General features: G+C 61.1%; 21 protein-coding genes. 9 read left to right on the forward strand and 12 right to left on the reverse strand.

Going from position 1 to position 24,109, the window contains the following annotated elements:
• Positions 1-42: 42 nt before the first annotated feature.
• The 4 genes from LOY67_RS22220 to LOY67_RS22235 form a co-directional block, all read right to left on the reverse strand.
• Positions 43-1,290 (reverse strand): hypothetical protein, encoded by a 1,248-nt coding sequence (locus LOY67_RS22220; RefSeq protein ID WP_265064458.1) that lies wholly within the window; start codon positions 1,288-1,290, stop codon positions 43-45.
• A gap of 44 nt (positions 1,291-1,334) precedes the next feature.
• On the reverse strand, positions 1,335-2,591 hold the full coding sequence (locus LOY67_RS22225) for a hypothetical protein (protein ID WP_265064459.1): 1,257 nt from the start codon (positions 2,589-2,591) through the stop codon (positions 1,335-1,337).
• Between the two features lie 92 nt (positions 2,592-2,683).
• On the reverse strand, positions 2,684-5,218 hold the full coding sequence (locus LOY67_RS22230; protein ID WP_265064460.1) for a CS1-pili formation C-terminal domain-containing protein: 2,535 nt from the start codon (positions 5,216-5,218) through the stop codon (positions 2,684-2,686).
• A 116-nt stretch (positions 5,219-5,334) separates the two neighbouring features.
• Complete coding sequence (locus LOY67_RS22235; RefSeq protein ID WP_265064461.1) at positions 5,335-5,820, reverse strand: fimbrial protein; 486 nt, start codon at positions 5,818-5,820, stop codon at positions 5,335-5,337.
• Between the two features lie 418 nt (positions 5,821-6,238).
• On the opposite strand from LOY67_RS22235, the gene LOY67_RS22240 reads away from it, so the two are divergent.
• The 4 genes from LOY67_RS22240 to purT all read left to right on the forward strand — a co-directional run bounded on the left by LOY67_RS22240 (position 6,239) and on the right by purT (position 9,591).
• Positions 6,239-6,820 (forward strand): PadR family transcriptional regulator, encoded by a 582-nt coding sequence (locus tag LOY67_RS22240; RefSeq protein WP_265064462.1) that lies wholly within the window; start codon positions 6,239-6,241, stop codon positions 6,818-6,820.
• On the forward strand, positions 6,813-7,598 hold the full coding sequence (locus tag LOY67_RS22245; RefSeq protein WP_265064463.1) for a siderophore-interacting protein: 786 nt from the start codon (positions 6,813-6,815) through the stop codon (positions 7,596-7,598). Before LOY67_RS22240 ends, LOY67_RS22245 begins: the two co-directional genes overlap by 8 nt.
• A 241-nt stretch (positions 7,599-7,839) precedes the next feature.
• Positions 7,840-8,307, forward strand: a complete 468-nt coding sequence (locus LOY67_RS22250; RefSeq protein WP_265064464.1) for a VUT family protein — start codon at positions 7,840-7,842, stop codon at positions 8,305-8,307.
• A gap of 102 nt (positions 8,308-8,409) precedes the next feature.
• Positions 8,410-9,591, forward strand: a complete 1,182-nt coding sequence (gene purT, locus LOY67_RS22255; RefSeq protein ID WP_265064465.1) for a formate-dependent phosphoribosylglycinamide formyltransferase — start codon at positions 8,410-8,412, stop codon at positions 9,589-9,591.
• 157 nt (positions 9,592-9,748) lie between these two features.
• On the opposite strand, the gene LOY67_RS22260 is transcribed toward purT, so the two are convergent.
• Positions 9,749-12,163 carry a glucose/quinate/shikimate family membrane-bound PQQ-dependent dehydrogenase gene (locus tag LOY67_RS22260; RefSeq protein WP_265064466.1) on the reverse strand — a complete coding sequence of 805 codons (2,415 nt, stop codon included), beginning with the start codon at positions 12,161-12,163 and terminating at the stop codon, positions 9,749-9,751.
• 416 nt (positions 12,164-12,579) lie between these two features.
• Here LOY67_RS22260 and LOY67_RS22265 point away from each other — a divergent pair, with 416 nt between their 5' ends.
• Both LOY67_RS22265 and LOY67_RS22270 read left to right on the forward strand, forming a co-directional pair.
• Entirely contained in the window at positions 12,580-12,810 is a 231-nt protein-coding gene (locus LOY67_RS22265) for a VF530 family DNA-binding protein (RefSeq protein ID WP_024780901.1), read from the forward strand.
• A 3-nt stretch (positions 12,811-12,813) separates the two neighbouring features.
• Positions 12,814-13,446, forward strand: a complete 633-nt coding sequence (locus LOY67_RS22270) for a Pr6Pr family membrane protein (RefSeq protein ID WP_265064467.1) — start codon at positions 12,814-12,816, stop codon at positions 13,444-13,446.
• A 161-nt stretch (positions 13,447-13,607) separates the two neighbouring features.
• Here LOY67_RS22270 and LOY67_RS22275 read toward each other — a convergent pair whose 3' ends face one another.
• The 3 genes from LOY67_RS22275 to LOY67_RS22285 are packed head-to-tail and all read right to left on the reverse strand — an operon-like array spanning position 13,608 to position 14,952.
• On the reverse strand, positions 13,608-13,817 hold the full coding sequence (locus tag LOY67_RS22275; protein ID WP_265064468.1) for a DUF1289 domain-containing protein: 210 nt from the start codon (positions 13,815-13,817) through the stop codon (positions 13,608-13,610).
• Entirely contained in the window at positions 13,814-14,338 is a 525-nt protein-coding gene (locus LOY67_RS22280; protein ID WP_265064469.1) for a gamma carbonic anhydrase family protein, read from the reverse strand. Before LOY67_RS22280 ends, LOY67_RS22275 begins: the two co-directional genes overlap by 4 nt.
• Positions 14,339-14,352: 14 nt before the next feature.
• Entirely contained in the window at positions 14,353-14,952 is a 600-nt protein-coding gene (locus LOY67_RS22285; protein ID WP_265064470.1) for a CoA pyrophosphatase, read from the reverse strand.
• Between the two features lie 145 nt (positions 14,953-15,097).
• Between LOY67_RS22285 and LOY67_RS22290 the strand changes: the two genes are divergently transcribed.
• Together LOY67_RS22290 and LOY67_RS22295 are read left to right on the forward strand one after the other, a co-directional pair.
• Positions 15,098-15,649, forward strand: a complete 552-nt coding sequence (locus LOY67_RS22290) for an NUDIX hydrolase (protein WP_265064471.1) — start codon at positions 15,098-15,100, stop codon at positions 15,647-15,649.
• A gap of 41 nt (positions 15,650-15,690) precedes the next feature.
• Positions 15,691-16,197 (forward strand): L,D-transpeptidase family protein, encoded by a 507-nt coding sequence (locus LOY67_RS22295; protein ID WP_265064472.1) that lies wholly within the window; start codon positions 15,691-15,693, stop codon positions 16,195-16,197.
• Positions 16,198-16,428: 231 nt separating this feature from the next.
• Here the strand turns inward: LOY67_RS22295 and LOY67_RS22300 are convergent, their stop codons facing one another.
• Positions 16,429-16,773 (reverse strand): DUF6124 family protein, encoded by a 345-nt coding sequence (locus tag LOY67_RS22300; RefSeq protein ID WP_265064473.1) that lies wholly within the window; start codon positions 16,771-16,773, stop codon positions 16,429-16,431.
• Between the two features lie 486 nt (positions 16,774-17,259).
• A complete protein-coding gene (locus LOY67_RS22305) occupies positions 17,260-17,712 on the reverse strand; it encodes a hypothetical protein (protein ID WP_265064474.1) in 453 nt (150 codons plus the stop codon).
• 920 nt (positions 17,713-18,632) lie between these two features.
• On the opposite strand from LOY67_RS22305, the gene LOY67_RS22310 reads away from it, so the two are divergent.
• Positions 18,633-19,511 (forward strand): hypothetical protein, encoded by an 879-nt coding sequence (locus LOY67_RS22310; RefSeq protein ID WP_265064475.1) that lies wholly within the window; start codon positions 18,633-18,635, stop codon positions 19,509-19,511.
• A gap of 228 nt (positions 19,512-19,739) precedes the next feature.
• On the opposite strand, the gene LOY67_RS22315 is transcribed toward LOY67_RS22310, so the two are convergent.
• Both LOY67_RS22315 and purL read right to left on the reverse strand, forming a co-directional pair.
• Entirely contained in the window at positions 19,740-20,051 is a 312-nt protein-coding gene (locus LOY67_RS22315) for a YqfO family protein (protein ID WP_265064476.1), read from the reverse strand.
• A 4-nt stretch (positions 20,052-20,055) separates the two neighbouring features.
• Positions 20,056-23,952: a phosphoribosylformylglycinamidine synthase gene (gene purL, locus LOY67_RS22320; RefSeq protein ID WP_265064477.1), complete on the reverse strand. Its 3,897-nt coding sequence runs from the start codon at positions 23,950-23,952 to the stop codon at positions 20,056-20,058.
• Between the last annotated feature and the right edge of the window lie 157 nt (positions 23,953-24,109).

Below are 24,109 nucleotides of genomic sequence, written 5' to 3' on the forward strand. Positions count from 1 at the left end.
ACCTCATGCATTGAACACAACTCACTAGAAAATTGGCCGGATTCAGACTTCCGAATCCCAGATCACCGTGACACTGCCGGAGTAAGCCCTGGCGCCGGTGTCCAGCATCTGCTCGACGCTGCCCCGGGCCACTTCGAAGTGCAGCATCCCGGACCGACGATCGACATAAATACTTGGCTGAAACAGCTCGGTCCCACTGCCATCGCGCAACAACGGGCGCCGGTCAACCGGTTGGCCGCCTGCATCTGCCAACCCTTCAGGCAGGCTCACGCGGACATCCACCGGCACGGCATGACCGGTGCCGGTTTCGGTGATCGCGCAGGTATTGCCGCTGATGTATTGGCATTCGAGTCCCATCTTGAAACGGGAAGAAGTCGAGATATGGAAGCGCTGGTCGCGAAACAGCCGCGTCGGTTTGCGTCCGCTGTTCAGCCAGGCTTGCCAGCCTTCCTGGGGCACCAGTTCCACCCGGTTGCCGCCGGGGGGCACCTCCACTTTGAGATTGTGCTCGACGTCGAGTTTGAAATTGAGGGTGATCACCGAGTCGGTGGGGATCATGAGATCACCCATGTCGAAATCCTGACCCGGCCCGACGCTGTAGACCAGAGACCCGATATATTGGCCAGACGACATCTTCAATGGGTTGGGGGTGCGCAGTTCGTAGCCAAGAGTCAGGGAGTTGTAAAAGATGCTCGGGATCAGGTAACTGGCTCTTTTGGCGCAAGTACCTTCGACCGGGGTTATCCAGAAAAAGAAGTAGGCGATGTCATTCAAGCTGCCATAACCGCTGGATCGACAGGGCGAGGGGGCATACATCCAGGGAGAGCCGCCCCATAACCTGGCATGAGCGGTTCTGAAATCCACACCGCCACCCACCAACTCCACCGCGCTGACCGGCAGTTGGTAGTACGAACCGATGCCGCCTATGCGGACCTGCACGATTTCTGTTTCGCCCGTACCGGTGTGGGTCACCTGCGCCAGACGCCAATTGGAAGGCACCTCGAACATCGCCCCTTGGCGGGGATTCCCATGACCCGCCTGGATAGGTCCGCTGGAGTTGACGTTCATCACCGCCTGAATGCTGGAAATATTCTCCCGTTCACATACTGCGGGGTTATTGGCGCAGAACCCCGAGACCGGGGTGGTGTTGCGAAAGGTCGTCTCGTTGGGCTTCGAAGGATCGGGCCTGAAGACAGCGGTGATCTCCTTGCTCAGAGCATTGGCCGCCGATGCACCGACCAACAACATCACCGAAACCACGCTCCGCACTGCTACTGGTAAAAGCTTCATATATCCCTCACCGTCCTTCGCTCAGGCTGGCCAATCCATGCCCTTTAAACTTCCGAATCCCAGATCACCGTGACATCGCCGGTATAGCGCGTGGCGCCCGTGTCGAGCATCGCTTCGACACTGTTGCGGCCCACCTCGAAATGCAGCATCCCGAGCCTGCGGTCCACATATAAGCCGGGTTGGAACAACTCGGTGCCACTGCCGTCGCGCAGTAACCGGCGGCGGTTGACCGGTTGCCCGGCGCCGTCCGTCAAGCCATCGGGCAGGGTCACGCTGACGTCCACCGGCACGGCATGGCCGGTGTCGGTTTCGTAGATTGCGCAGGTGTTGCCGCTGATACGCTCGCATTCGAGCGCCATCTTGAAACGCGAAGAGGCGGAGATATGGAAGCGCTGGTCGCGAAACAGCCGCGTTGGTTTACGGCCGCTATTCAGCCAGGCTTGCCAGCCTTCCTGGGGCACCAGTTCGACGCGGTTGCCGCCGGGAGGTACTTCGACCTTGAGGGTGTGTTCGACAGTCAACCTGAAATCAAACGTAATGATCGGGTCGGAGGGGATCATGACATCGCCCATGTCGAGGTCCTGACCCGGCCCGACGCTGTAAGTCAACGACCCCGTGTATAGACCGCTCGACATTTTCAGAGGGTTTGGGGTGCGCAACTCGTAGGCAAAGTCCAGATAGTCGTAGGTAAAGCTGGGGATCAAAAAACTGGCCTTTTTGGAGCACGCAGCTTCGACCCGGGTTTTCCAGAAAAACCGGTAAGTAGTCGCGTTCAACCCCCCATGACCGGTATATCCACAAGGTGAGGGAGGGTTCACCCAGCTATTCCCATACCCACCCCATAACCGGTTATGTGCCAGCGTAAGATCAATGTCCGGGTTGCCTATCAGATCAAGCACATTCATTGGAAGTCGGTATCTGGAGCCGATTCCTGAAAAGCGCACTTCAATAGTTTCGGTTTCACCCGTACCTGCATGAGTCACTTGTGCGGTACGCCAATCAGCGGGCACCTTGAACGTCGCCCCTTGCCGGTAGTCGGTATGATTCGCCTGGATAGGAGCGGTCGAATCGAAGCGGATAGGCAACTGAATGCTGAATATTTTGGAGGCTGTGCAATCCGCCGGATAAAATGTGCAGTAACCAGTGACCGGGGTGGTATTGGTGAATTGATTCAGGTTTGGCTTCGAGGCATCGGGCCTGAATATCGCAGTAATGTCCCGGCTCATGGCATTCGCCACCGGCGCGCAAGCAAGCATCATCACCGAAACCAGGCAGCGCACTGCCACCGGTAAACGTTTCATCTATACAACCTCATACATCAAAGCCATTCCCTGCTAATTAAGTGGTAAGACATTCACCGGTGGGAGCAACCTTGCCCCCACGCACGAAAGCTTCATGAGCGCTGGTTCAGCGGGTCAGCCTCGGCTGGCGAACTGTCCGCCAGACTGTCCGGCGTGCAGCGCAGGTCGCCGATCATCAGCACATCGCCTTCGACGCTGGCGCTTTGCGGGTCGAGGCGGAATCGACAGAACAACTCGTTGCCGTAGCGCACCTCCAGGGTCGGCGAGGCGGCGTTCATTTCCATGGAGAAGAATCCGTCCGCCTCACTGACCCCGCGGCTGGCGTGGTTGATCACGTGATGGCCCTTGAGCGGCTGCCCCTGCTCGTCCAGCAGGCGTCCGAGCACGGTCACGGTTTTCATCACGCTGACCTTGCGGTAGTCGACACCGCCCTTGTTCAGGTGATAACGGGTGCGTGCCGGCTCGATGCTCGCCGCCGGTGGATGCACGCCCTCGAAGTCGAAGGTCACCATGCTGTTTCGGTAGGCGGTGATCGGCACAAAGTTACGGCCCGGGTGCAACAAGGTGCTGCCGCCCGTCAGGTCATCGGCACGCAGGATGATGTTGTCCAGGTCGGTTTCCACGTCGACGATCATCCCCGCGCCACGCCCCTGGGGCACACCGGTGAAAACGGCTTTCTGGCCGCCGACCGCCACCGTGCTGCTCAGGTTCAGGCCGCCGGTGAGGTTGTCGTTATAGGACGAGCGCTGGAGGAAGCCGTCGCCGTAGAGCGATTCGGTGCTGAAACTGGCGATACCGGACAGGCCCACGCCATAGGTGTCGGCCAGTGCCGTGCCAGAGACGCTTTGCAACACGTGGTCCTGGAGGTCACGGCGATAGGTCAGCGACGCGTTGTTGTCCCGCGTCCCCTCGCGGGAGGTGCGGGTGCCGATGCTGCCGGACCAGTATTCGCCCGGTCCACCCAAGGCCACGCTGACGCTCAGGTCCACGCCGCGATTGCGTCGGTCGTTGGTGCTCGAGGTGCCGGGGCGGTCGAACAGCGACAGCCGCCAGTTGGCATCGCTTCCGCGCAGCTTGCCACGCTGGGTCCAGCCCAGGTCCAGGCCGGCACCCTCGACGTTGCCTTCGCTGTAGGCCAGCCGTCCGTTGACCGAAGACTTGTTGCTCAGGCGATGATTGACCGACAGCGACGAGTTGCTGGTCTGGCCGACGAAGACGTTGCGTTGCCGGATGCGGGTGCCGTCCGGCAGGGTCTCGTAAGTGTTGCGGGTATCCAGCCAACTGCGGTTGTGGCTGGCGACGAGGCTGCCTTGGCCGTAGCTGTACAGGCCTTGCACGTCCATGCCGTTGCCGTACTGCTCGGTCTGGTAGACGTTGGCGTACAGGCTGGTGTGGGAGGCCAGCGTCCAGTCTATCGACGTGCCCACTTGCAGCTTGTCCTGCACCTGGCGCGTCGAGCCGCCGAGAATCACCCGGGGGTGCAGCAGGTAGTTGACGCCGAGCCCCGCCGTCGTGAACCCCGAGGGTTGCTCTTCCCAGTTGCTCCAGAGCCTGGTTTCCCGGCCGGCGAACAGGTTGTAGCGCCAGCGCTCCTCGGTGCTGCTCCAATTGTTCGGTTTGTAGACCAGTTCCTGGCTGGTGGCGGTGGTTTGCCCGTCCTCGATCAGCCGCACTTCCACTTCATAAATGCCGCCGGGCAGCGGACGGGTGTCCAGGCTCTGCAAGCCTGCGCTGACGGCCTGGGTGTTGATCAGCAGGCCGCTGCGATAAATCTCCACCGAAGCCTGACGGCTCGCGGTGACGTAAATGGGGTAGACGCTGGGTTTCGGATTTTCGATCACCAGGCTGTCGGAGCTGCCGTACATCACGCCCAATGCGGTGTCCGGGTTGGCACCGAACGAACGGATCTGACGGTTCAAGCCATCGGAGCTGGGGGTGAAATAACCCAGGCGGAAAAAGTTGCCTTCCAACTCACGTTGAGTAAAGAGTTCATGGACGGCGTGGTAGATCTTGTCGTCCGGCCCGCCCAGGCGTGAGAGCTGGAGGTCCAAAGACTGGCTCCAGTTGCCGACGCTGGAACTGGCGTTGAGGCCATAGCGCCCCCCGGTGTCCTGTTCCTGGCCACCGTTGAGGTTGAGTTGGTTGTTGAAGATCAGGCCGAGGCTGCCGCCCTGGGGCTGATCGTGATAACGCTGGGCTTCGGTGCTGCGCTCGATATCCCGGGTGAGGATCGACACGAGTGAGTTTTCAAGACTGTAGTGCACCGCAAGCAAACCGGCGGTGCAGTTCTTTTCACAGGCACCTAGCAGTTGTCCTTGTTTGAGTGTTTGCTCCCATTGGTCCCGCTCGGCGGCCTTGATCGTGCTGTCGTGGGTGTCGGTGAACTCAAGCAGGGTAATGCGATCATCCCGCGTCAAGACCACCATGGCTTCACCGAGGTACTGTTGATTGAGCTCAATACGAACGGCCAGAGGCACATCGAAAAAGTGCGCTTCAAACTCCGCCGGCAGGCCCTTGGCCTGGGCCAGCAGGCTACTCGGCGTGGTACCGGGGGCAGTCGGCGCGGCCAATGCGCTCGCGCACAACAACAGCGCGAGCGCACCCGCGATGGGTGTCATCGGTAACATCAACGGACTCTCATAATCAGCGAGCTTTCGGGGTGTTTCAGGTTCAGGCCGACCGGCTGGGGAGAACCGGTCGGCCTGCTGCTGGCGAGGTGAGGCTCACCGGGCAATGAACAGCCTTACGGGCGCGGCACGGCGTCGAAGATGACGGTCATGTCGGCGGTGTACAGGCCATTCTGGGTGGCGAGCGGCTTGGCCGGAACGATGGTCATCTCGGCCTGGGTGCCCGGGGTGGAGGTTGCGTCGTCGACCACTTCCTGGGACAGGGCGCTCAGGGTAACGCCGTTGAAGGAGGTGGTCAGGGCGATAGCATCGCGGCCGTTGTACAGCGAAGCCGGACCGCCTTCGATGTAGGCATTGACCGAACCCTCGGTGTTCTTCACGTCGTAGGTCTGACGCAGCGAAGTCAGGGTGCCGTTGACCGTGTTGTAGGTCATGGTTTCATCCTTACCCCAGTTCGCGTCACGGGGCTGCACATGAAACTGCATGGTCGGGATATTCGCGGTGATGTGGATCGCCGAGCGTGCATCATCGGCGGCGAAGGCCAGCGAAGAACTCAGGGCCGCGGCGGTCAGGGAGGCGGCGGTTACGATTTTCATGAGCATTGTTAACACCTGTTCATAGCAATAAAGAGAGAAGGGTCGAAGTTGCCCGCCAATACAGCTTGGCGTGCTCCCTCAACGCCGGTGCATGATCGTCGCTCTTTAATTAAAAATAAGCAGGAAAGTTCGCAGAGTCATGTAGTAAATCGCGCATACAAAACAACGAAAAATACGCGTTTTTTGATAAAGCGTAACTTTGAATGTAAGAGACTTCCGACATTTCTGCTAGTTGCCGTTAAAACACCCAGACACCCATCCGGTTTCGTCCCGCATACATAAGGGATTCAGGTAAGGTCTTGTTTCACCTCATGCAAAACGTAACTACGATATATCTTTTAACAAAGATATATCTATAGTCGAAGATATATCTGAAGTCAAAGATATATCTCGGTTCTATTGATGCAGAACAGAGAGCAGATAGATGCCAGTTCCTTATTCTTCTTCCATTCGCGAACAGGGTCATCACGATGGCTTCGAACGACGCCCGCCGGGCCGTGAGCGCGGCGGGCGCAGCCCACGGGTGTTCGCCGCCGGCGAGCTGAAATTGCTGCTGTTGGCCTTGATCGCCGAAAAACCTTGTCACGGTTATGAGTTGATTCGCCAGATCGAGGCCATGTTCGACGGTGCCTACACCCCGAGTCCCGGCGTGATCTACCCCACCCTGACCCACCTGGAAATGAGTAAGATGGTCAGCGGAGACGCCGAGGGTGGGAAAAAATGCTACAGCGCGACCGACGTCGGACGTCGATGCCTTCAAGACCAGGCCGAGGCGCTGGACGGCGTGCGGATACGCATTGAAGCCAGCAAACGCATCCTGCGCGAGCAGGATCGACCGGTGGAAATCCATGAAGCGGTGGGTAACCTGCGTCGTGCCCTGCAGAGGCACCAGGATCGCTGGAGCCCGGAAGAAATCCTGCGGATACGCGACCTGCTCAACGGCACCGCCAAAGCCATCATCGACGGCCCTGACCGGCCACCTGTTTCGGAGTCAAGCGATGACTGAAATCGATCCAAACACCATTCACCGTGTCAGCCACGAGATCAAGCGTCGGCGCCTGCAAGTCCTGCGGGTGGTGGACCTGACCCCGCGCATGCGCCGCATCACCGTCGGCGGGCCGGAGCTGGCCGGGTTCGTCAGCCTGGGCACGGATGATCATGTAAAACTGTTTTTCCCGCAGACCGCCGAGGAACGGGTCGCCCTGGAAACCTTCGATCCCGGTGCCGGCAAGGCCCAGGGCGCGCTGCCGGAAATGCGCGACTACACCCCGCGCCGCTATGACCTGGACACCCTGGAGCTGGACCTCGATTTCGTGCTCCACGGCGACGGCCCCGCCGCGACTTGGGCGGCCCAGGCTGCGCCCGGGCAATACCTCAACATCGGTGGGCCGCGGGGCTCGATGATCGTGCCGGACATCTTCGACAGCTACCTGTTGATCGGCGACGAAACCGCTCTCCCCGCCATCGCCCGCCGCCTCGAAGGCCTGGCGTCCAACCGGCGTGCGCTGGTGGTGGTGGAGGTGGAAAACGGCGCCGAGCAGCAAGTCTTGCAAAGCCCGGCGCAGGTGCATGTGATCTGGGTGCTGCGCGAAGGTCGCCCGGACAACCTGCTGACCACCGTGCGCCAACTGGAAGTGCCGGGCGGCAAGCTGTACGCCTGGGTCGCCACCGAAAGCAAGGTATCGCGGCAGATTCGCAAGGTGTTGCTGGAGGAGAAAGGCTTGGATCAGGATTTTGTGAAGGCTGCGGGTTATTGGAAGGCGGACGGTAGCGAGGAAGAATAAAAAGCCCCACAGATTCAACACAAATCCTGTGGCGAGGGAGCCTGCTCTCGCTGGGCTCTGTAGGAGCTGTCGAGCGAAGCGAGGCTGCGATCTTTCCACTGACGCTTGAGTCTCAAGCGAAAGATCAAAAGATCAAAAGATCGCAGCCTCGCTTCGCTCGACAGCTCCTACAAGGCGCGTCCAGCGGGAGCAAGCTCCCTTGCCACAGGAATCGTCCGATAGTTCACAGGTGCCCTCACCCATGCTTTTCCTGATCGCCTACATCAGCAGCGTCGTGCTGATCAATTACGCCTTCTCCGCCGCGCCGCACCTGGACATCATCTGGTCGGCCTGGGGTGGCCTGGTGTTTATCCTGCGGGACATGGTGCAGACCCGCTTCGGCCATGGCGCCATCGTCGCGATGCTCGCAGCGCTGGTGCTGTCCTACGTCACCTCGGACCCGACCATCGCCCTGGCCAGCGCCACGGCGTTCGCGGTGTCCGAATGCATCGACTGGCTGGTGTTCACCATCACCAAGCGTCCGTTGCACGATCGGTTGTGGATCAGTTCGGCATTGAGCATTCCACTCGACACCTTCATTTTCTTCGGCCTGATCGACGCCCTGACCCCTCCGGTGGTGATCACCGCCCTGGCTTCGAAATTCGCCGGGGTCACCGTCGTCTGGCTGATCATGGCCTGGCGTTTACGCAAACAGGCCGTCGCCGGCTGAAGCCAAACCCCGTGGTTCATGTAAAATGCCGCGCTTTCTCCCTATGGGAAGCTCGCCCGGCGCGCAACCCTCGATGATCCGCTCCTGTTTGAGGACCTTCAGATGACCCGTATCGGAACTCCCTTGTCGCCCACCGCGACCCGCGTTTTGTTGTGTGGCAGCGGTGAGCTGGGCAAGGAAGTGGTAATCGAATTGCAGCGCCTGGGCGTCGAAGTGATCGCCGTGGACCGCTACGCCAACGCACCGGCCATGCAAGTGGCCCATCGCAGCCATGTGATCAACATGCTCGACGGCGCCGCCCTACGTGCAGTGATCGAGGCCGAGAAGCCGCACTTCATCGTGCCGGAAATCGAAGCCATCGCCACCGCCACCCTGGTGGAACTGGAAGCCGAAGGCTTCACCGTGATCCCCACCGCCCGCGCCGCGCAACTGACCATGAACCGTGAAGGCATCCGGCGCCTGGCCGCCGAAGAGTTGGGCCTGCCGACTTCGCCGTACTTCTTCGCCGACACCGTGGAAGACTATCGTAAAGCCGTGGAGACCCTGGGCTTCCCGTGCGTGGTCAAGCCGGTGATGAGTTCGTCGGGCAAAGGCCAGAGCCTGTTGCGCAGCAGCGATGACGTGCAGAAAGCCTGGGACTACGCCCAGGAGGGCGGCCGGGCCGGCAAGGGTCGGGTGATCATCGAAGGCTTTATCGACTTCGACTACGAAATCACCCTGCTCACCGTGCGCCATGTCGGCGGCACGACCTTCTGTGCACCGGTCGGTCACCGTCAGGAGAAAGGCGACTATCAGGAATCCTGGCAGCCCCAGGCCATGAGCCCGGCGGCCCTGGCTGAATCCGAGCGCGTCGCCAAGGCAGTGACCGAGGCCCTGGGTGGTCGCGGGATGTTCGGCGTCGAGTTGTTCATCAAGGGCGATCAGGTGTGGTTCAGCGAAGTCTCGCCACGCCCCCACGACACTGGCTTGGTGACGCTGATTTCCCAGGACCTGTCGCAGTTCGCCTTGCATGCCCGCGCCATTCTCGGCCTGCCGATCCCGCTGATCCGCCAGTTCGGTCCGTCGGCGTCGGCGGTGATCCTGGTCGAAGGCCAGTCGACCCAGACCGCTTTCGCCAACCTCGGCGTCGCCCTGAGCGAACCGGACACCGCCCTGCGCCTGTTCGGCAAACCGGAAGTCAACGGCCAACGCCGCCTGGGCGTGGCCCTGGCCCGCGACGAGTCCATCGAAGCCGCCCGCGCCAAGGCGACCCGGGCTTCGCAGGCGGTGAAGATCGAGTTGTAAGGCTGCACACTAACGCCCTGTTGATCGTTCCCACGCTCCGCGTGGGAACGCCTCTGCGGACGCTCCGCGTTCGGCTCTTTGGGACGCGGAGCGTCCCGGGCTGCATTCCCACGCTGAGCGTGGGAACGATCAACAAGCTCATGAGCGCCGGCCTGGCTTATTCCGGCAGCTTGTACGCAATCACATAGTCACCCTGCTTCGTCCCCAGTGAACCATGACCACCCGCAACGACCAGCACGTATTGCTTGCCGTCCTTGCCGGTGTAGGTCATCGGCGTGGTCTGGGCGCCAGCGGGCAGGCGGCCTTCCCACAGTTGCTTGCCGTTTTTCACGTCATAGGCACGCAGGTACTGGTCGAGGGTGCCACTCAGGAACGCCACGCCACCGGCGGTGGTGAACGTGCCGCCCAGGCTCGGTACGCCCATGCTCAGTGGGATCGGAACCGGCGAGCTGTCGCGCACGGTGCCGTTCTTGTGTTTCCACAGGGTCTTGTTGTTGGTCAGGTCGACCGCGGCCACGTAACCCCAGGCAGGCGCCTGGCAAGGCAGGCCCATTGGCGAGAGCAGCGCTTCGAGGATCACGCCATACGGCGCGCCCTTGTTCGGCTGTACGCCTTCGGTTTCGCTCTTGCGGCCCGGGCCACCGGCCACTTCGGCCGCCGGTACCAGCTTGGACTTGAACGCCATGTAGCTCGGGTTGACGAAGGCGATCTGGCGCACCGGGTCAACCGAGATACCGCCCCAGTCGAACACGCCAAAGTTACCCGGATAAACGATCGAACCCTGCAACGATGGCGGCGTGTACATGCCGTCATAACGCAGCGACTTGAAGTCGATCCGGCAGAGCATCTGGTCGAACGGGGTCACGCCCCACATGTCGCGTTCCTTGAGGACCGGCGGCACGAAGTTCAGGTCGGACATCGGCTGGGTCGGCGAGGTATGGTCGCCTTCCACCGCGCCTTGCGGCACCGGGATCTCCTTGATCGGGATAATCGGCTGGCCGTTGCTGCGATCCAGCACGTAGATGCTGCCCTGCTTGGTCGAGGCCAGTACGGCCGGTTTCACGCCATCGGTGGTCTTCATGTCCATCAGGGTCGGTTGACCGCCGACGTCCATGTCCCACAGGTCGTGGTGGGTAAACTGGAAGTACCAGCGCACCTTGCCGGTGGCGATGTCCAGCGCAGTCAGGCCAGCGGAGTATTTTTCCGACTCCGGGGTACGCATCCCGCCGAACTGGTCAGGGGTCTGGTTGCCCATCGGCAGGTAGAGCATGCCGAGTTTTTCATCGACGCTGAACATGGACCACATGTTCGGCGAGTTGCGGGTGTAGGTCTGGCCTTCGGCAATCGGCGTGGTGTCGTCCGGCTTGCCGCTGTCCCAGTTCCACACCAGCTGGCCGGTGTGCACGTCATAGGCACGGATCACGCCGCTGGGCTCGTCGGTGGAAACGTTGTCGGTGACGTGGCCGCCGATCACCACCAGGTTCTGGGTGACGGCCGGAGGCGACGTGGAGTAGTAACCACCGGCCGTGAAGCCACCGATGTTGGCGCTCAGGTCGACCTGGCCTTTGTCACCGAAGTCTTCACACATCTTGCCGGTGTCGGCATCGAGGGCGATCAGGCGGGTGTCGGCGGTCGGCAGGAAGATCCGACGTGGGCACACGGTGCTGGCCGGCGTGGTGCTGGCGGCGCCGGTAGGGCTTTGCTCGGCAGAGGCGTACACGGCGTCATCGTGATAGGTCACGCCACGGCAGGTCATGTGCGCCCAACCCTTGAAGTTTTCCGCCTTCTGCGTGGAAAGCTTCGGATCGAAACGCCAGATTTCCTTGCCGGTTTCCGGCTCCAGGGCAATCACCTGGCTGTGGGGCGTGCACACGTAGAGCATGCCGTTGACCTTCAGCGGGGTGTTCTCGGCGGTGGTCTCACCCGGGTCGTTCGGTCCCGGCAGGTCGCCGGTGCGATAGGTCCAGGCCGGCACCAGTTTGCTGACGTTCTGCGGGGTGATCTGCGCCAGCGGCGAATAACGGTCGCCATGGGCGCTACGGCCGTAGGAGTTCCAGTCGCCATCAGGCATTGCCGGTGCGGGGTTGGTCATGCCGGATACGCTGTCGCGGTCCAGTTGGCCCTTGATTTCACCGGGGTTGGTGAACTGGCTGGCGAGCGCGACGACACCGGCGATGACCACGGCGGCGCCCAGTGCGCGGGTACCCATCGGTGACGCGTCGGCGGTCAACAGCGGACGGCGGAACCAGGGCAACAACATAACGATGCCCAAGGCGAACAGCATCGCCAAGCGTGGCACCAGTTGCCACCAGTCCAGGCCCACTTCCCACAACGCCCAAACCGTACTGGCGAACAGCACCAGCGCGTACAGGCCCAGGGCCGCGCGACGGGCCATGATCAGTAGCACGCCGGTCAATGCCAGGCCGATACCGGCCAGCAGGTAATACCACGAACCGCCAAGCGTGCTCAGCTTGACCCCGCCGGCCAACAGGGCCAAGCCCATCAACAGAAGCAGAATGCCGAGCAGGCTCGGTAGCAGACGGCCTCGATTCAAAGCACCTTCAGTGCTCATAGTGTGATTCTCCGTGATATTTAAGGAGTCCCGCGCAAGCAGTCACTGTAGATGACGATCCTGTGCGGGCATGGTTCAGTAAAAAGCTGATCAGTAGTGGCAGACCCTTGTGGGAGCGAGCCTGCTCGCGATAGCGGTGGGTCAGCCAACATGCATGTTGAATGTGAAGCCGCCTTCGCGAGCAGGCTCGCTCCCACATAAGGCTTCAGCGCAAGACAGCGCTATCTTTCAAAATTCTGATATGTCAGAAGAAACGTTTCAGCAAACGGCGCAAGAATAATGTTCCGCTACCGATAGAGAAAGCGCTTTTACCGACATGAATCTTTTCCAATCCGGTAACAGTGTTGCCACTAGACTTCCAACCCATGGGCACCTCGGCTAAGGTGCGCGCCTATTCCCTTCACGCACATACCTCCATGACCGAACAGCACAACAACCCCCTGCACGGCGTGACGCTGGAGCAGATCCTCAACGCCCTGGTGCAACACTACGAATGGTCGGGCCTGGCCGAGCGCATCGATATTCGTTGCTTCAAGAGCGACCCGAGCATCAAGTCGAGCCTGACCTTCCTGCGCAAGACGCCGTGGGCGCGGGAGAAAGTCGAGCGGTTGTACATCAAGCTGATGCGTACCAAGCGGCCGGTCTGAAGCATGAACATTCGACAGCGCTTCGTGTCGGTGGCGGCGCTGCTGGGTTGGGTGGGGCTGGGCATCCAGCTATATCTGATTCTGCTGGGGCGTTGGGAACTGGGCGCGAGCCTGCTGGGCGGCCTGGTGAATGTCTTCAGTTTCTTCACGGTGCTGACCAACACCCTGGTGGCCGTGGTGTTGACCTGCGAAGTGACCCGGCGCCAATCGGCCGTCCGGCGCTGGTTCCTGCGGCCCGCGGTCAGCAGCGGTATCGCCGTGAGCATCGCCCTGGTCGGCCTGGCCTATAACCTGCTGCTGCGCCATCTCTGGCAACCCGAAGGCTGGCAGTTCGTGGCCGACGAGTTATTGCACGACGTGATGCCGCTGCTGTTCATCGCCTATTGGTGGTGGTGCGTGCCCAAAGGCACCCTGCGCCTGTGGCACATCGGGCTGTGGGTGATTTACCCCGTGGTGTATTTCGCCCATATCCTGCTGCGCGGGAGTTTCCTCGGGGCGTACCCTTACCCTTTCATTGACGTGGCGAGCCTGGGTTATCCACAGGTGTTCATCAATGCCGGGGGGATATTGCTGGGGTTTATCGGGATTGCGCTGGGGGTGGTGGGGTTGGATCGGTGGGCGGGGCGACGGCATTAGAAGACTGCTACTGCCCCTGTGGCGAGGGGATTTATCCCCGCTGGGCTGCATAGCAGCCCCAAGATCAGGCGACTCGGTGAGTCAGGCAGTTTGAATTCACAGTGATGGGGCTGCTGTGCAGCCCAGCGGGGATAAATCCCCTCGCCACAGAGGATTTGTACTTAAGGCTTGCCCGACAGCATCCACACCAACCCACCGGCCTTCGCCCGCTCATGACACAACGCCAACACACTGCGTCGCTCATCGTTGTCCATGCTGCGCCAACGGGTAATCTCGGAAACGGTGCGCTGGCAGCCGGTGCAGACATCGTCATCGTCCAGCGAGCAAATATTCACGCAGGGCGAAGGCACCGGGCGTTCGGCGGTGCTCATGATTCCTGCTCGGCCAGGTCGCGGGCGTAGCGCTGCGCGTTGTGGACATAATGCGCCGCACTGGCCTCGAGCATCTTCTTCTGGGCCTCGGTCAATTCCCGCACGACCTTGCCGGGTGAGCCCATCACCAGCGAACCGTCGGGGATTTCCTTGTTTTCGCCAATCAGTGCGTTGGCGCCGATGATGCAGTTCTTGCCGATCTTCGCGCCGTTGAGAATCACCGCATTGATGCCGATAAGGCTGTAGTCCCCTACCGTGCAGCCGTGGAGCATGGCGTTATGACCAATGGTCACGCCGGTGCCGATGGTCAGCGGAAAGCCCATGTCGGTGTGCATCACCGTGCCGTCCTGCACGTTGCTGTCCTTGCCGATCAGGATCAACTCGTTATCGCCGCGCAACACGGCGTTGAACCAGACACTGGCGCCCTCTTCGAGGCGGACCTTGCCCACCAGCGTGGCATTCGGCGCGACCCAGCTCTGTGGGTGGGTGTCGACACGGGCATCGCCCAGGCGGTATTTCATGAAAATCCTCGGGCTCAAGTATTGATGAAGCTTCTGGGTGGTTTGTGCAGGTCGATGCCGGCGTCGAACAGCAGGTTCACCAGCTCGACGATCATGATCGCCGTCAGGCCCCAGATCTTGTACTCGCCAAAACGGTAGCTGGGCACGTACCAACTGCAGCCCTGATAGTCGATGCGATGGGTGTGTTCGCGGGGATCCCTGCGGAAAAACTCCAGCGGTACGTTGAACACCGCGGCGATCTCGGCATCGTTGGCCTGGTACTCGACGAAATCCGGAATCACTCCGACATAAGGCGTGACCTTGATGCCATGCAACGAAATCAACGGGCTGAGGGGGCCGATCACTTCCACCAGGCCGGGGGACAGGCCGATTTCTTCCTCGGCTTCGCGCAGGGCGGTGAAGATCAGGTCCGGGTCCTCCGGGTCGCGTCGTCCACCGGGGAAGGCCACTTCGCCGCCATGGGTCGAAAGCCCGCTGGCACGCAAGGTCAGCACCAGTTCCGGTTCGTCACTGCGGGTGATCGGCACCAGCACCGCGGCTTCAGGGAAACGTCGGTCGGCCTGCAGATCACGCGGGGTATGGGTGCTCACTCGATGCAGTAGCTCGTCCAGCATGAGACTTCTCGATTCATTCACTACCTTGCATCATGCACCAATCGTTCAAGCGGCCCAACCCCCGCACCGCGTCGTGTCGCGAAACGACAACTTGCCGACCCTGGCCGCGCACGCCAAGATAGGCGCAGTATTCAGGAACCCAAGCATGAAATTCTGCAGCCAGTGCGGTAACCCGGTGACCCAGCGCATACCCGAAGGCGACTCACGCCTGCGCTTTGTCTGCGACACCTGCCACACCATCCATTACCAGAACCCTAACATCGTGGCCGGGTGCGTACCGACCTGGGGCAGCAAAGTCCTGCTGTGCCGCCGCGCCATCGAACCGCGACGCGGCTACTGGACGCTGCCGGCGGGTTTCATGGAAAACGGTGAAACCGTCGCCCAGGCCGCCGAGCGCGAAACCGCCGAGGAAGCCTGCGCCCGGGTGCGAAATTTACGCATCTATACGTTGATCGACGTACCGCACATCAGCCAGGTCCATGTATTCTTCCGCGCCGAGCTGGTGGATGAAGATTTCGCCGCCGGGCCCGAAAGCCTGGAAGTGCAACTGTTCGAAGAAGCGGACATTCCCTGGGACGAACTGGCTTTTCGCACAGTGGGTCGGACCCTGGAATACTTCTATGCTGACCGCCGAACCGAGCAGTACCCGGTGCGATCCGAATCGATCCCACCGCTGGCTCAGCCTGCCAACACCTGAAAAAACCTTATCGTCACGACACCTCTAGGGATACCGTTTCAATGCGCTGGTTGCTTGTGCTGTTCTGCTTGTCGTTCGCTGCTGTGTCCCAGGCTTCCGCGGTGGGAGTCTACGACGGCAAGCCCATCGAAAAAGTGCTGGTGCTCAAGTCCGCCCATCAATTGCAATTGATCAACGACGGCAAACCACTCAAGACCTACCGTATCTCCCTGGGCAAGGGCGCCAAGAAAGGCCCCAAGCTGATCGAGGGCGACAAGCGCACCCCTGAGGGTTTCTACTGGATCGACTGGCGCAAGGTCAGCGACCGTTTCAACCTGTCGATGCACATTTCCTACCCCAACATCAGCGACGCCGCCCGCGCCCGACGTGAAGGCGTGGAGCCGGGGGGCATGATCATGATCCACGGCACGCCGGATTCCGAGGAAAACCCTGAACAGCTGTTCCACACCCTGGACTGGACCGATGGCTGCATTGCCATGCGCAATGTGGACATGCGTGAAGTCTGGAACCTGGTGCCGGACGGCACGCTGATCGAGATTCGGCCGTAGCGACCACTGCGGTCCTGTGGCGAGGGGATTCAGCGAAACGTCGCACCGCCCCGCTGGGCTGCGCAGCGGCCCCAAAACAATCAACTCAATCTGCCTGATGCACCGGGTAGTCTGGCTTTAGGGCCGCTTCGCGCCCCAGCGGGGATAAATCCCCTCGCCACAGGGGGGTCCACATATCTGTGCCCCCCTGTGGGAGCGAGCCTGCTCGCGATGGCGCCAGCACTTACACCATCAAGCCCGAAGCTCCACCCGATCCAGCGCCTTGTCCGCCAACAGCGCACCCAACTCAATCATCTGCGCCACCCCCAGCGCCACATGCCGCCGCGAGCCGTCGAGGTCGAAGGCCAGGTCGCTGAGCATGGCATTGGCCGAGGCCAGGGTTTCGCTGAGGTTGGCTAGCAGGACTTCGGTGTCGACAGCATCGGTCACGGTGAACAACTGTAGAGAGGGCTTAGGTTCTGACGGGGTGTGCTCGGGTTTGAGGTAATGGTCCAGCGCACGATCAGCGGCTTCTTGCAGCTTTTCGGGGGCGTAGTCGCCGTAGGGGAAATTGGATGCGGGTTTGTCATTTTTCAAAGGGGAAACTCCTTGAATTAATGGAGCCCAGGACAAATCGTCCGGGCCTGTGCCCTGTGATTTTTCGGACGGTCAAACCCGATCGCTGAATTGGCAGCGACACCCACAGGCTAGAGCCACCGCTTCCGAGGGACAACCTTAAAAGCTTGTCGGAAACTTCGGTGCGTCTGACAGACCATGCGATGCATCGTTGATGTTTCGCACAATAAAAAACCGGCCTCAGCCTAATGCCAGTCAGTTAAGAGAAATAAGAGCTGTACATAACACTTGTGGCGAGGGGATTTATCCCCGCTGGGCTGCGAAGCGGCCCTAAATCTTGATATCTCGGTGCATCAGGCAGATTGGGTTGACTGTTCTGGGGCTGCTGTGCAGCCCAGCGGGGCGGTGCGACGTTTCGATAAATCCCCTCGCCACAGGTCTGTGCGCTGGCCGCTGTGTAACTGACTGGCATTAGGCCTCAGCCAGTTTTTTATTGGACATCAGGGTTCAAACAAGGCCCGCGCGCTGTTCAGCCTCGTAGTGTCGGGTCTGAAAGGGCATGAGGGTCTGAACCTTCAAACCAAGCCCTTCACTCAACCCCCAGGAGAAGGCGAGTTCATCACGGCGTTTGCGAAGTGAAACAGCAGCCTGGGAAGTCACTTCCTGCTTAGGGACCAACCGCCAGAACAATTCAAGCGCCTTGAAGACTTCCGACACCCGGCTGTCCGTTACACACGAAAAACGGGTGAACCGTTCGAGCAGGTAGCCTGCGCGACGAACTTCGATCTCATCAGAATGTTGGCTCAGAAAGGCCCGGGCTGCACTCATCAAGTCTGAATGGGAATACCAGACCGCTTTGGCTGCACTTTCGAGCGCAGCGTCATTTGCGTGACTCAACGGGCTTTTGACCAATGTGTCCAAAGCGGATGAGAGGACGTGGCAGTTAGCGGGCTTCGTCATCGGTGCTCTCCAAGTAGTCTTGCAAAATATGGGTTAAAGCAGAGATTGGAGGCTCTTTGTTGCCGGACTTGAACATTGAAACCAAAGCCTGTCCCAGTGCGGTTTTCGTGTTAAGACGGGGGGTGACCATGTCCGGCAATTCCATATTGACCTCAGATGCTGATGTTGCTCCTCGGGACGCGAAGCTGCCGCTCGCTCTTTGCCAATGGCTGGTGAGTGATTGCATACGTCCGGGAGAAAAGGGGCTCTCATGTCCGGGGGAACCGTGAGTTCTGGAAGCTAGAGCCACCGCTTCCGAGGGACAACCTTAAAAGCTTGTCGGAAACTTCGGTGCGTCTGACAGACCCTGCGCCGGATCGTGGAGTGGGATGTCAGGATTGGTGTGTATCCGTTCTTCGGCAACGGCTACTTATGGTTTCGGCCTTACACCCATCCTTTTCAAGGTCTTTTCGTTTTAGCAGCCTGGACAACCGAAAAACCTGTGCGCATCCCCCTAACCTCCCTCACTGGAGCAGCTTGTTACAAGATTGGATCCTAAAACTCAGTTCTCGGTCCCACCGTTATCTATCCTCAGAATTCACGCGGTGAACCGAGGTGCGCCCCGGCGGCGTCCTCCTCCCGCAATCGGTTAGTTAAACCTGTCACGTCGAAGAATAGGCAGTCATGACGTATGTGATTCGACTGGCTCCTCGCTCCAGCTAAGGCATCGAATCATGAGCAGAAAAACTACTTTTATACGGGCGGCGACTGTCGCGACAGTGATATTGGCGGGCGCTTGGCAGCCGGCCCCTTCATGGGGAGCAAGCCAGGTTTCGGCGGAACAGAAAGAACAGCCGTGGTACCAGCCCTGGCTTCAGGTTACGGCAGACTCGAGCGTGGACATCCGCGCCACTACCCCCTCACTGCGCTGGCGAACCGATATGGACACGCTCTATCGGGGCGACACCACCAACCAGGGGCTGGAGGCCTTTCAGCAAGGGCTGTTGCCTAAATCCGTCACCTTCCCCGTAGACACATGGATGTATGACTGGTTCGGTCATGGAGCTGGCGCTCCGCGGTCGGTCTATAGCAGTACGACCCGCAGCCAGCGCATTGCCCAGAGTTTCGCCAATGAATGGGTATTCGAATTCAAGGCGCCCCATGGAATCGATCAGGCTCGATCAGGCGGGCCCATTCCCGCAGAGGAAGAGATCAGCTACCCCGGCGGGGTCAAGGGAACCTTTATCAAGCAGGCCTGCAAGAAAACCGACCCGGGCGATTGCGTCGCTAACCCGAACTACCATGAACCCACCGGCCACGAGACGATGCAGGAGATTGCCGCGACCCCCATCGATTGGAACAAGCTCACGCCGGTTGAAGGGTTGGCCTGGGTAACGAACAAGCAATCCCTGTGGGCGGTGGGTTCTGCGAAGATCAACCCGGTGCAGGGTTCGGATGCGCTGGCCCAGGGATTACGGAGCTGGAACTCCTTGCCACCGGACCTGCGCCTGGCGACCCACCCGGAGTCCCCTTTTACGCGATCGCTCGTCATGGCGTTCCGCGACTATAGCGACGCCAAGATCTGGGCCGTCACCGAAGCGGAAAACGGCGGCTGGGTGTATGAGGTCAGGCCCAACAGCGTGGCGGTGGATCTGTCCGGGCGCTATACCGGCAACCGTGAAGGCGCCTACGCGTTCATCGGTGGTATCAAGGGCGGGCTGTTGATGAATGCGCGCCGGTTCGAGAAAGATGTGGGCGAGCCGGTCGAATGCATCGGTATCGAGAAAGAGGTTTGTCGTCTGGAGCATCGGCATCAATAGATGGGCCGGGCGTGGCTGCAGGTCAGGACGTCATTGTCTGATCGGGCCCCATCGCGAGCAGGCTCGCTCCCACAAGGGATTTGCGGTGCTCATAGAAGTCGTGACCTGCCTCCTACCCTGTGGGAGCGAGCCTGCTCGCGATGGGGCCGGCACTGACTGCCACAAACTGCGAGCCCAATAAAAAACCCGCTGAATCAATCAGCGGATTCTTCATTTCAACGGGAAGGATCAGAAATCCTCCAACCGCCACACTTCATACGCTGGCGTCTCGTAGGGATGGCTCTGTTTCAAAGCCTCCACCACTGGACGGATCAACCCGTCGGCCACCACAAGCTCCACCTTCCACTCCTCGACCTGCTCAACCTGCCCCGCTTCACCGATGAACGGCTGGCTGCCGTCCAAGGGGCGGAACTGGCCCAGGCCCAGCACTTGCCAGGCGCAGTGGTCATAGTCACCGATTCGTCCGCCACCGGCAGCGAATACGGCATTCTTGACCGCGTCCACATGACTGGCCGGGACGAAGAAGCAGAGCTTGTACACGCCTTTAGTTCACCCAGACGCGAGCGTTGCGGAACATGCGCATCCAGGGCGCGTCTTCGTTCCAGTCGTCCGAACGCCACGAGTTCTGCACCGCGCGGAATACCCGCTCAGGGTGCGGCATCATGATCGTCACACGGCCGTCACGGCTGGTCAGGCCGGTGATCCCGCGCGGCGAGCCGTTCGGGTTGGCCGGATAGGTTTCGGTGACCTTGCCGTGGTTGTCGACGAACCGCAGCGACACGCAACCGGACAGGTCGGCTTCGAGCAGCGCTTCTTCGCTTTCGAATTCCGCATGACCTTCACCGTGGGCGATGGCGATCGGCATGCGCGAACCGGCCATGCCCTGCAGGAAGATCGAGTTCGATTCCTGCACCTGGACCATCGCCACGCGGGCCTCGAACTGCTCGGAACGATTACGCACGAAGTGCGGCCAGAACTCGCTGCCCGGGATCAGCTCGTGCAGGTTGGACATCATCTGGCAACCGTTGCACACGCCGAGGGTGAAGCTGTCGGTGCGCTCGAAGAAGCCCTGGAACGCATCGCGGGCACGGCTGTTGAACAGTGCCGACTTGGCCCAGCCTTCACCGGCACCCAGCACGTCGCCGTAGGAGAAGCCGCCACAGGCGACCATGCCCTTGAAGTCGTTCAGGTCGACACGGCCCGCGAGGATGTCGCTCATGTGCACGTCGATTGCGTTGAAGCCGGCACGGTCGAACGCCGCCGCCATTTCCACCTGGCCGTTGACGCCCTGCTCACGCAGTACCGCCACTTGTGGGCGAATGCCTTTCTTGATGTAAGGCGCGGCCACGTCCTGGTTGACGTCGTAGCTGAGTTTGGCGCTCAGGCCCGGGTTGTCTTCTTCCAGCAGGACGTCGAATTCCTGATCGGCGCACTCGGCGTTGTCCCGCAGACGCTGGATCTGGTAGCTGGTTTCAGCCCACTGGCGCTGCAACAGGCGACGCTGGCCTTCGAAGACGGTATCGCCATTGAAGGTGATGTTGACGTGAGCATTGTTGATCGGCTGGCCGATCACCGAGACGCAATCGTCCAGGCCGGCCGCGCTGAACTGGGCGAGGATGTCCGGGGTGGCGTCCTGGCGAACCTGAATCACCGCACCCAGTTCTTCGTTGAACAGGATGGCCGGGATCTCGGCAGCGGATTCCGCCACGCTGTCCAGGGTCAAGCTCAGGCCGCAGTGACCGGCGAAGGCCATTTCCACCACGGTGGTCAGCAGGCCGCCATCGGAACGGTCGTGGTAGGCCAGCAGGTGACCGTCGGCGTTGAGACCCTGGATCACGGCGAAGAACGCCTTCAGGTCTTCCGCATCATCGACGTCCGGCGCTTGCGAACCGAGCTTGCCATGCACCTGGGCCAGGATCGAGGCGCCCATGCGGTTCTGGCCACGGCCCAGGTCGATCAGGATCAGGTCGGTGGTGCCCTTGTCCATGCGCAGTTGCGGGGTCAGGGTCTTGCGGATGTCGGTAACCGGGGCGAAACCGGTCACGATCAGCGATAGCGGCGAGGTCACGCTCTTGTCCACGCCGTCTTCGTTCCAGCGCGTGGCCATGGACATGGAGTCCTTGCCCACCGGAATGGTGATGCCCAGCTCCGGGCACAGCTCCATGCCGACAGCCTTGACGGTGTCGTACAGGCGGGCGTCTTCACCCGGGTGACCGGCGGCGGACATCCAGTTGGCCGACAGCTTGATGTCGGAAATCTTGCCGATGCGCGAGGCCGCCAGGTTGGTCAGCGCCTCACCGATTGCCATGCGGCCCGACGCCGGGGCGTCCAGCAGGGCCAGCGGCGTGCGTTCGCCCATGGCCATGGCTTCACCGGTGTAGACGTCGAAACTGGTGGCGGTCACGGCAACGTCGGCCACCGGCACCTGCCATGGGCCGACCATCTGGTCACGGGCCACGAGGCCGGTGATGGTGCGGTCGCCGATGGTGATCAGGAAACTCTTGCTCGCCACGGCCGGGTGGTGCAGGACGCGCTCGATGGAATCGGCGATGTCGAGGGTGGACGGATCGAACTCATCGCCCAGCTCGGTTTCGCGAACGGCCGAACGGTGCATGCGCGGGGCCTTGCCCAGCAGCACTTCCAGCGGCATGTCCACCGGGCTGTTGCCGAAGTGGCTGTCGGTGACGGTCAGTTGCGGCTCGGCAGTGGCTTCGCCGACCACGGCGAACGGGCAGCGCTCGCGCTCGCAGATGGCCTGGAAGCGCTCGAAGTCGGCCGGACCAACCGCCAGGACGTAACGCTCCTGGGATTCGTTGCTCCAGATTTCGTGCGGGGCCATGCCCGGCTCGTCGTTCGGAATGTTGCGCAGCTCGAAGCGGCCACCACGGCCACCGTCGTTGACCAGTTCCGGGAAGGCGTTGGACAGGCCGCCCGCGCCGACGTCGTGGATGAAGCTGATCGGGTTCTTGTCACCCAATTGCCAGCAACGGTCGATGACTTCCTGGCAACGGCGCTCCATTTCCGGGTTTTCCCGCTGGACCGAAGCAAAGTCCAGGTCCGCCGAGCTGGTGCCGGTGGCCATGGAGGAAGCCGCGCCGCCGCCCAGGCCGATCAGCATGGCCGGGCCGCCGAGGACGATCAGCTTGGAACCGACCACGATCTCGCCTTTTTGCACGTGTTCGGCGCGAATGTTGCCCATGCCGCCAGCGAGCATGATCGGCTTGTGGTAGCCGCGCACTTCTTCGCCACGGGGGGTGGTGATGGATTGTTCGAAGGTACGGAAGTAACCGGTCAGGGCCGGGCGGCCGAATTCGTTGTTGAACGCAGCGCCACCCAGTGGGCCTTCGATCATGATGTCGAGGGCGTTGACGATGCGCTCAGGCTTGCCGTAGGGCTTTTCCCACGGCTGTTCGAAGCCCGGGATCTGCAGGTTCGACACAGTGAAACCGGTCAGGCCGGCCTTGGGCTTGGCGCCGCGACCGGTTGCACCTTCGTCGCGGATCTCGCCACCGGAACCGGTGGAGGCGCCCGGGAACGGCGCAATCGCGGTCGGGTGGTTGTGGGTCTCGACCTTCATCAGGATGTGCACCGGCTCCTGGACCGCGCCGTACTGGCGGGTCTCGGGATTCGGGAAGAAACGGCCGGCGACGCTGCCGACAATCACCGAGGCGTTGTCCTTATAGGCAGACAGAACGCCTTCGCTGTGCATCTGGTAAGTGTTCTTGATCATGCCGAACAGGCTTTTTTCCTGGCTCTGGCCGTCAATGTCCCAACTGGCGTTGAAGATCTTGTGGCGGCAGTGCTCGGAGTTGGCTTGGGCGAACATCATCAGTTCGATGTCGTGGGGGTTGCGCTTCAAGCCCTGGAAGGCGTTGACCAGGTAATCGATCTCGTCTTCGGCCAGGGCCAGGCCCAGCTCGGCGTTGGCTTTTTCCAGTGCGGCACGGCCGCCGCCCAGCACGTCGATGGCGGTCAGTGGCTTGGGTTCGGCGTGGCTGAACAGGCCGGCAGCTTGCTCCAGGTTGCCCAGTACGACCTGGGTCATGCGGTCATGCAGGCTGTCGGCGATCAGCTGGGCCTCGGCCTCGCTGAACTCACCGGTGACATAAAAGGCAATGCCGCGCTCCAGGCGCTGGATTTTCGCCAGGCCGCAGTTGCGGGCGATGTCGCTGGCCTTGCTCGACCACGGCGAAATGGTGCCGAAGCGCGGCAGTACCAGGAACAGGCGCCCGGCCGGCTCCTGGACGGGAACGCTGGGACCATACTTCAGAAGGCGCGCGAGCACCTGCTGTTCGTCGCCGGTCAAACCGCCGGTGACTTCGGCGAAGTGAGCGAATTCAGCATACAGGCCACTGACAGCCGAAACCTTCTGGCTCAGTTGCTCAAGGAGTTTGCTGTGGCGAAAGGCAGAAAGGGCAGGAGCGCCGCGCAGGATCAACATCTTCGGGACAGCCTCGGGAAGGGGGTGTGCTTTGAGGCCGTGCATTCTAGCCTAAACCGTCGGCAACGGCACCCGAAACGGCACCTGCGATGCGGGCCGAATGTCGGTCTTTGCGGGAAAACCCTGGTCGAACGTCCGTTCCAATGTGCGTGGCGAG

It is taken from the genome of Pseudomonas sp. B21-056 (genome assembly GCF_026016325.1).
Lineage (GTDB): Bacteria > Pseudomonadota > Gammaproteobacteria > Pseudomonadales > Pseudomonadaceae > Aquipseudomonas.

Coding starts and splice junctions, on each gene's coding strand:
- LOY67_RS22220 (WP_265064458.1), bottom strand. CDS start 1,290: ATGAAGCTTTTACCAGTAGCAGTGCGGAGCGTGGTTTCGGTGATGTTG.
- LOY67_RS22225 (WP_265064459.1), bottom strand. CDS start 2,591: ATGAAACGTTTACCGGTGGCAGTGCGCTGCCTGGTTTCGGTGATGATG.
- LOY67_RS22230 (WP_265064460.1), bottom strand. CDS start 5,218: ATGTTACCGATGACACCCATCGCGGGTGCGCTCGCGCTGTTGTTGTGC.
- LOY67_RS22235 (WP_265064461.1), bottom strand. CDS start 5,820: ATGCTCATGAAAATCGTAACCGCCGCCTCCCTGACCGCCGCGGCCCTG.
- LOY67_RS22240 (WP_265064462.1), top strand. CDS start 6,239: ATGCCAGTTCCTTATTCTTCTTCCATTCGCGAACAGGGTCATCACGAT.
- LOY67_RS22245 (WP_265064463.1), top strand. CDS start 6,813: ATGACTGAAATCGATCCAAACACCATTCACCGTGTCAGCCACGAGATC.
- LOY67_RS22250 (WP_265064464.1), top strand. CDS start 7,840: ATGCTTTTCCTGATCGCCTACATCAGCAGCGTCGTGCTGATCAATTAC.
- purT (WP_265064465.1), top strand. CDS start 8,410: ATGACCCGTATCGGAACTCCCTTGTCGCCCACCGCGACCCGCGTTTTG.
- LOY67_RS22260 (WP_265064466.1), bottom strand. CDS start 12,163: ATGAGCACTGAAGGTGCTTTGAATCGAGGCCGTCTGCTACCGAGCCTG.
- LOY67_RS22265 (WP_024780901.1), top strand. CDS start 12,580: ATGACCGAACAGCACAACAACCCCCTGCACGGCGTGACGCTGGAGCAG.
- LOY67_RS22270 (WP_265064467.1), top strand. CDS start 12,814: ATGAACATTCGACAGCGCTTCGTGTCGGTGGCGGCGCTGCTGGGTTGG.
- LOY67_RS22275 (WP_265064468.1), bottom strand. CDS start 13,817: ATGAGCACCGCCGAACGCCCGGTGCCTTCGCCCTGCGTGAATATTTGC.
- LOY67_RS22280 (WP_265064469.1), bottom strand. CDS start 14,338: ATGAAATACCGCCTGGGCGATGCCCGTGTCGACACCCACCCACAGAGC.
- LOY67_RS22285 (WP_265064470.1), bottom strand. CDS start 14,952: ATGCTGGACGAGCTACTGCATCGAGTGAGCACCCATACCCCGCGTGAT.
- LOY67_RS22290 (WP_265064471.1), top strand. CDS start 15,098: ATGAAATTCTGCAGCCAGTGCGGTAACCCGGTGACCCAGCGCATACCC.
- LOY67_RS22295 (WP_265064472.1), top strand. CDS start 15,691: ATGCGCTGGTTGCTTGTGCTGTTCTGCTTGTCGTTCGCTGCTGTGTCC.
- LOY67_RS22305 (WP_265064474.1), bottom strand. CDS start 17,712: ATGACGAAGCCCGCTAACTGCCACGTCCTCTCATCCGCTTTGGACACA.
- LOY67_RS22310 (WP_265064475.1), top strand. CDS start 18,633: ATGGACACGCTCTATCGGGGCGACACCACCAACCAGGGGCTGGAGGCC.
- purL (WP_265064477.1), bottom strand. CDS start 23,952: ATGTTGATCCTGCGCGGCGCTCCTGCCCTTTCTGCCTTTCGCCACAGC.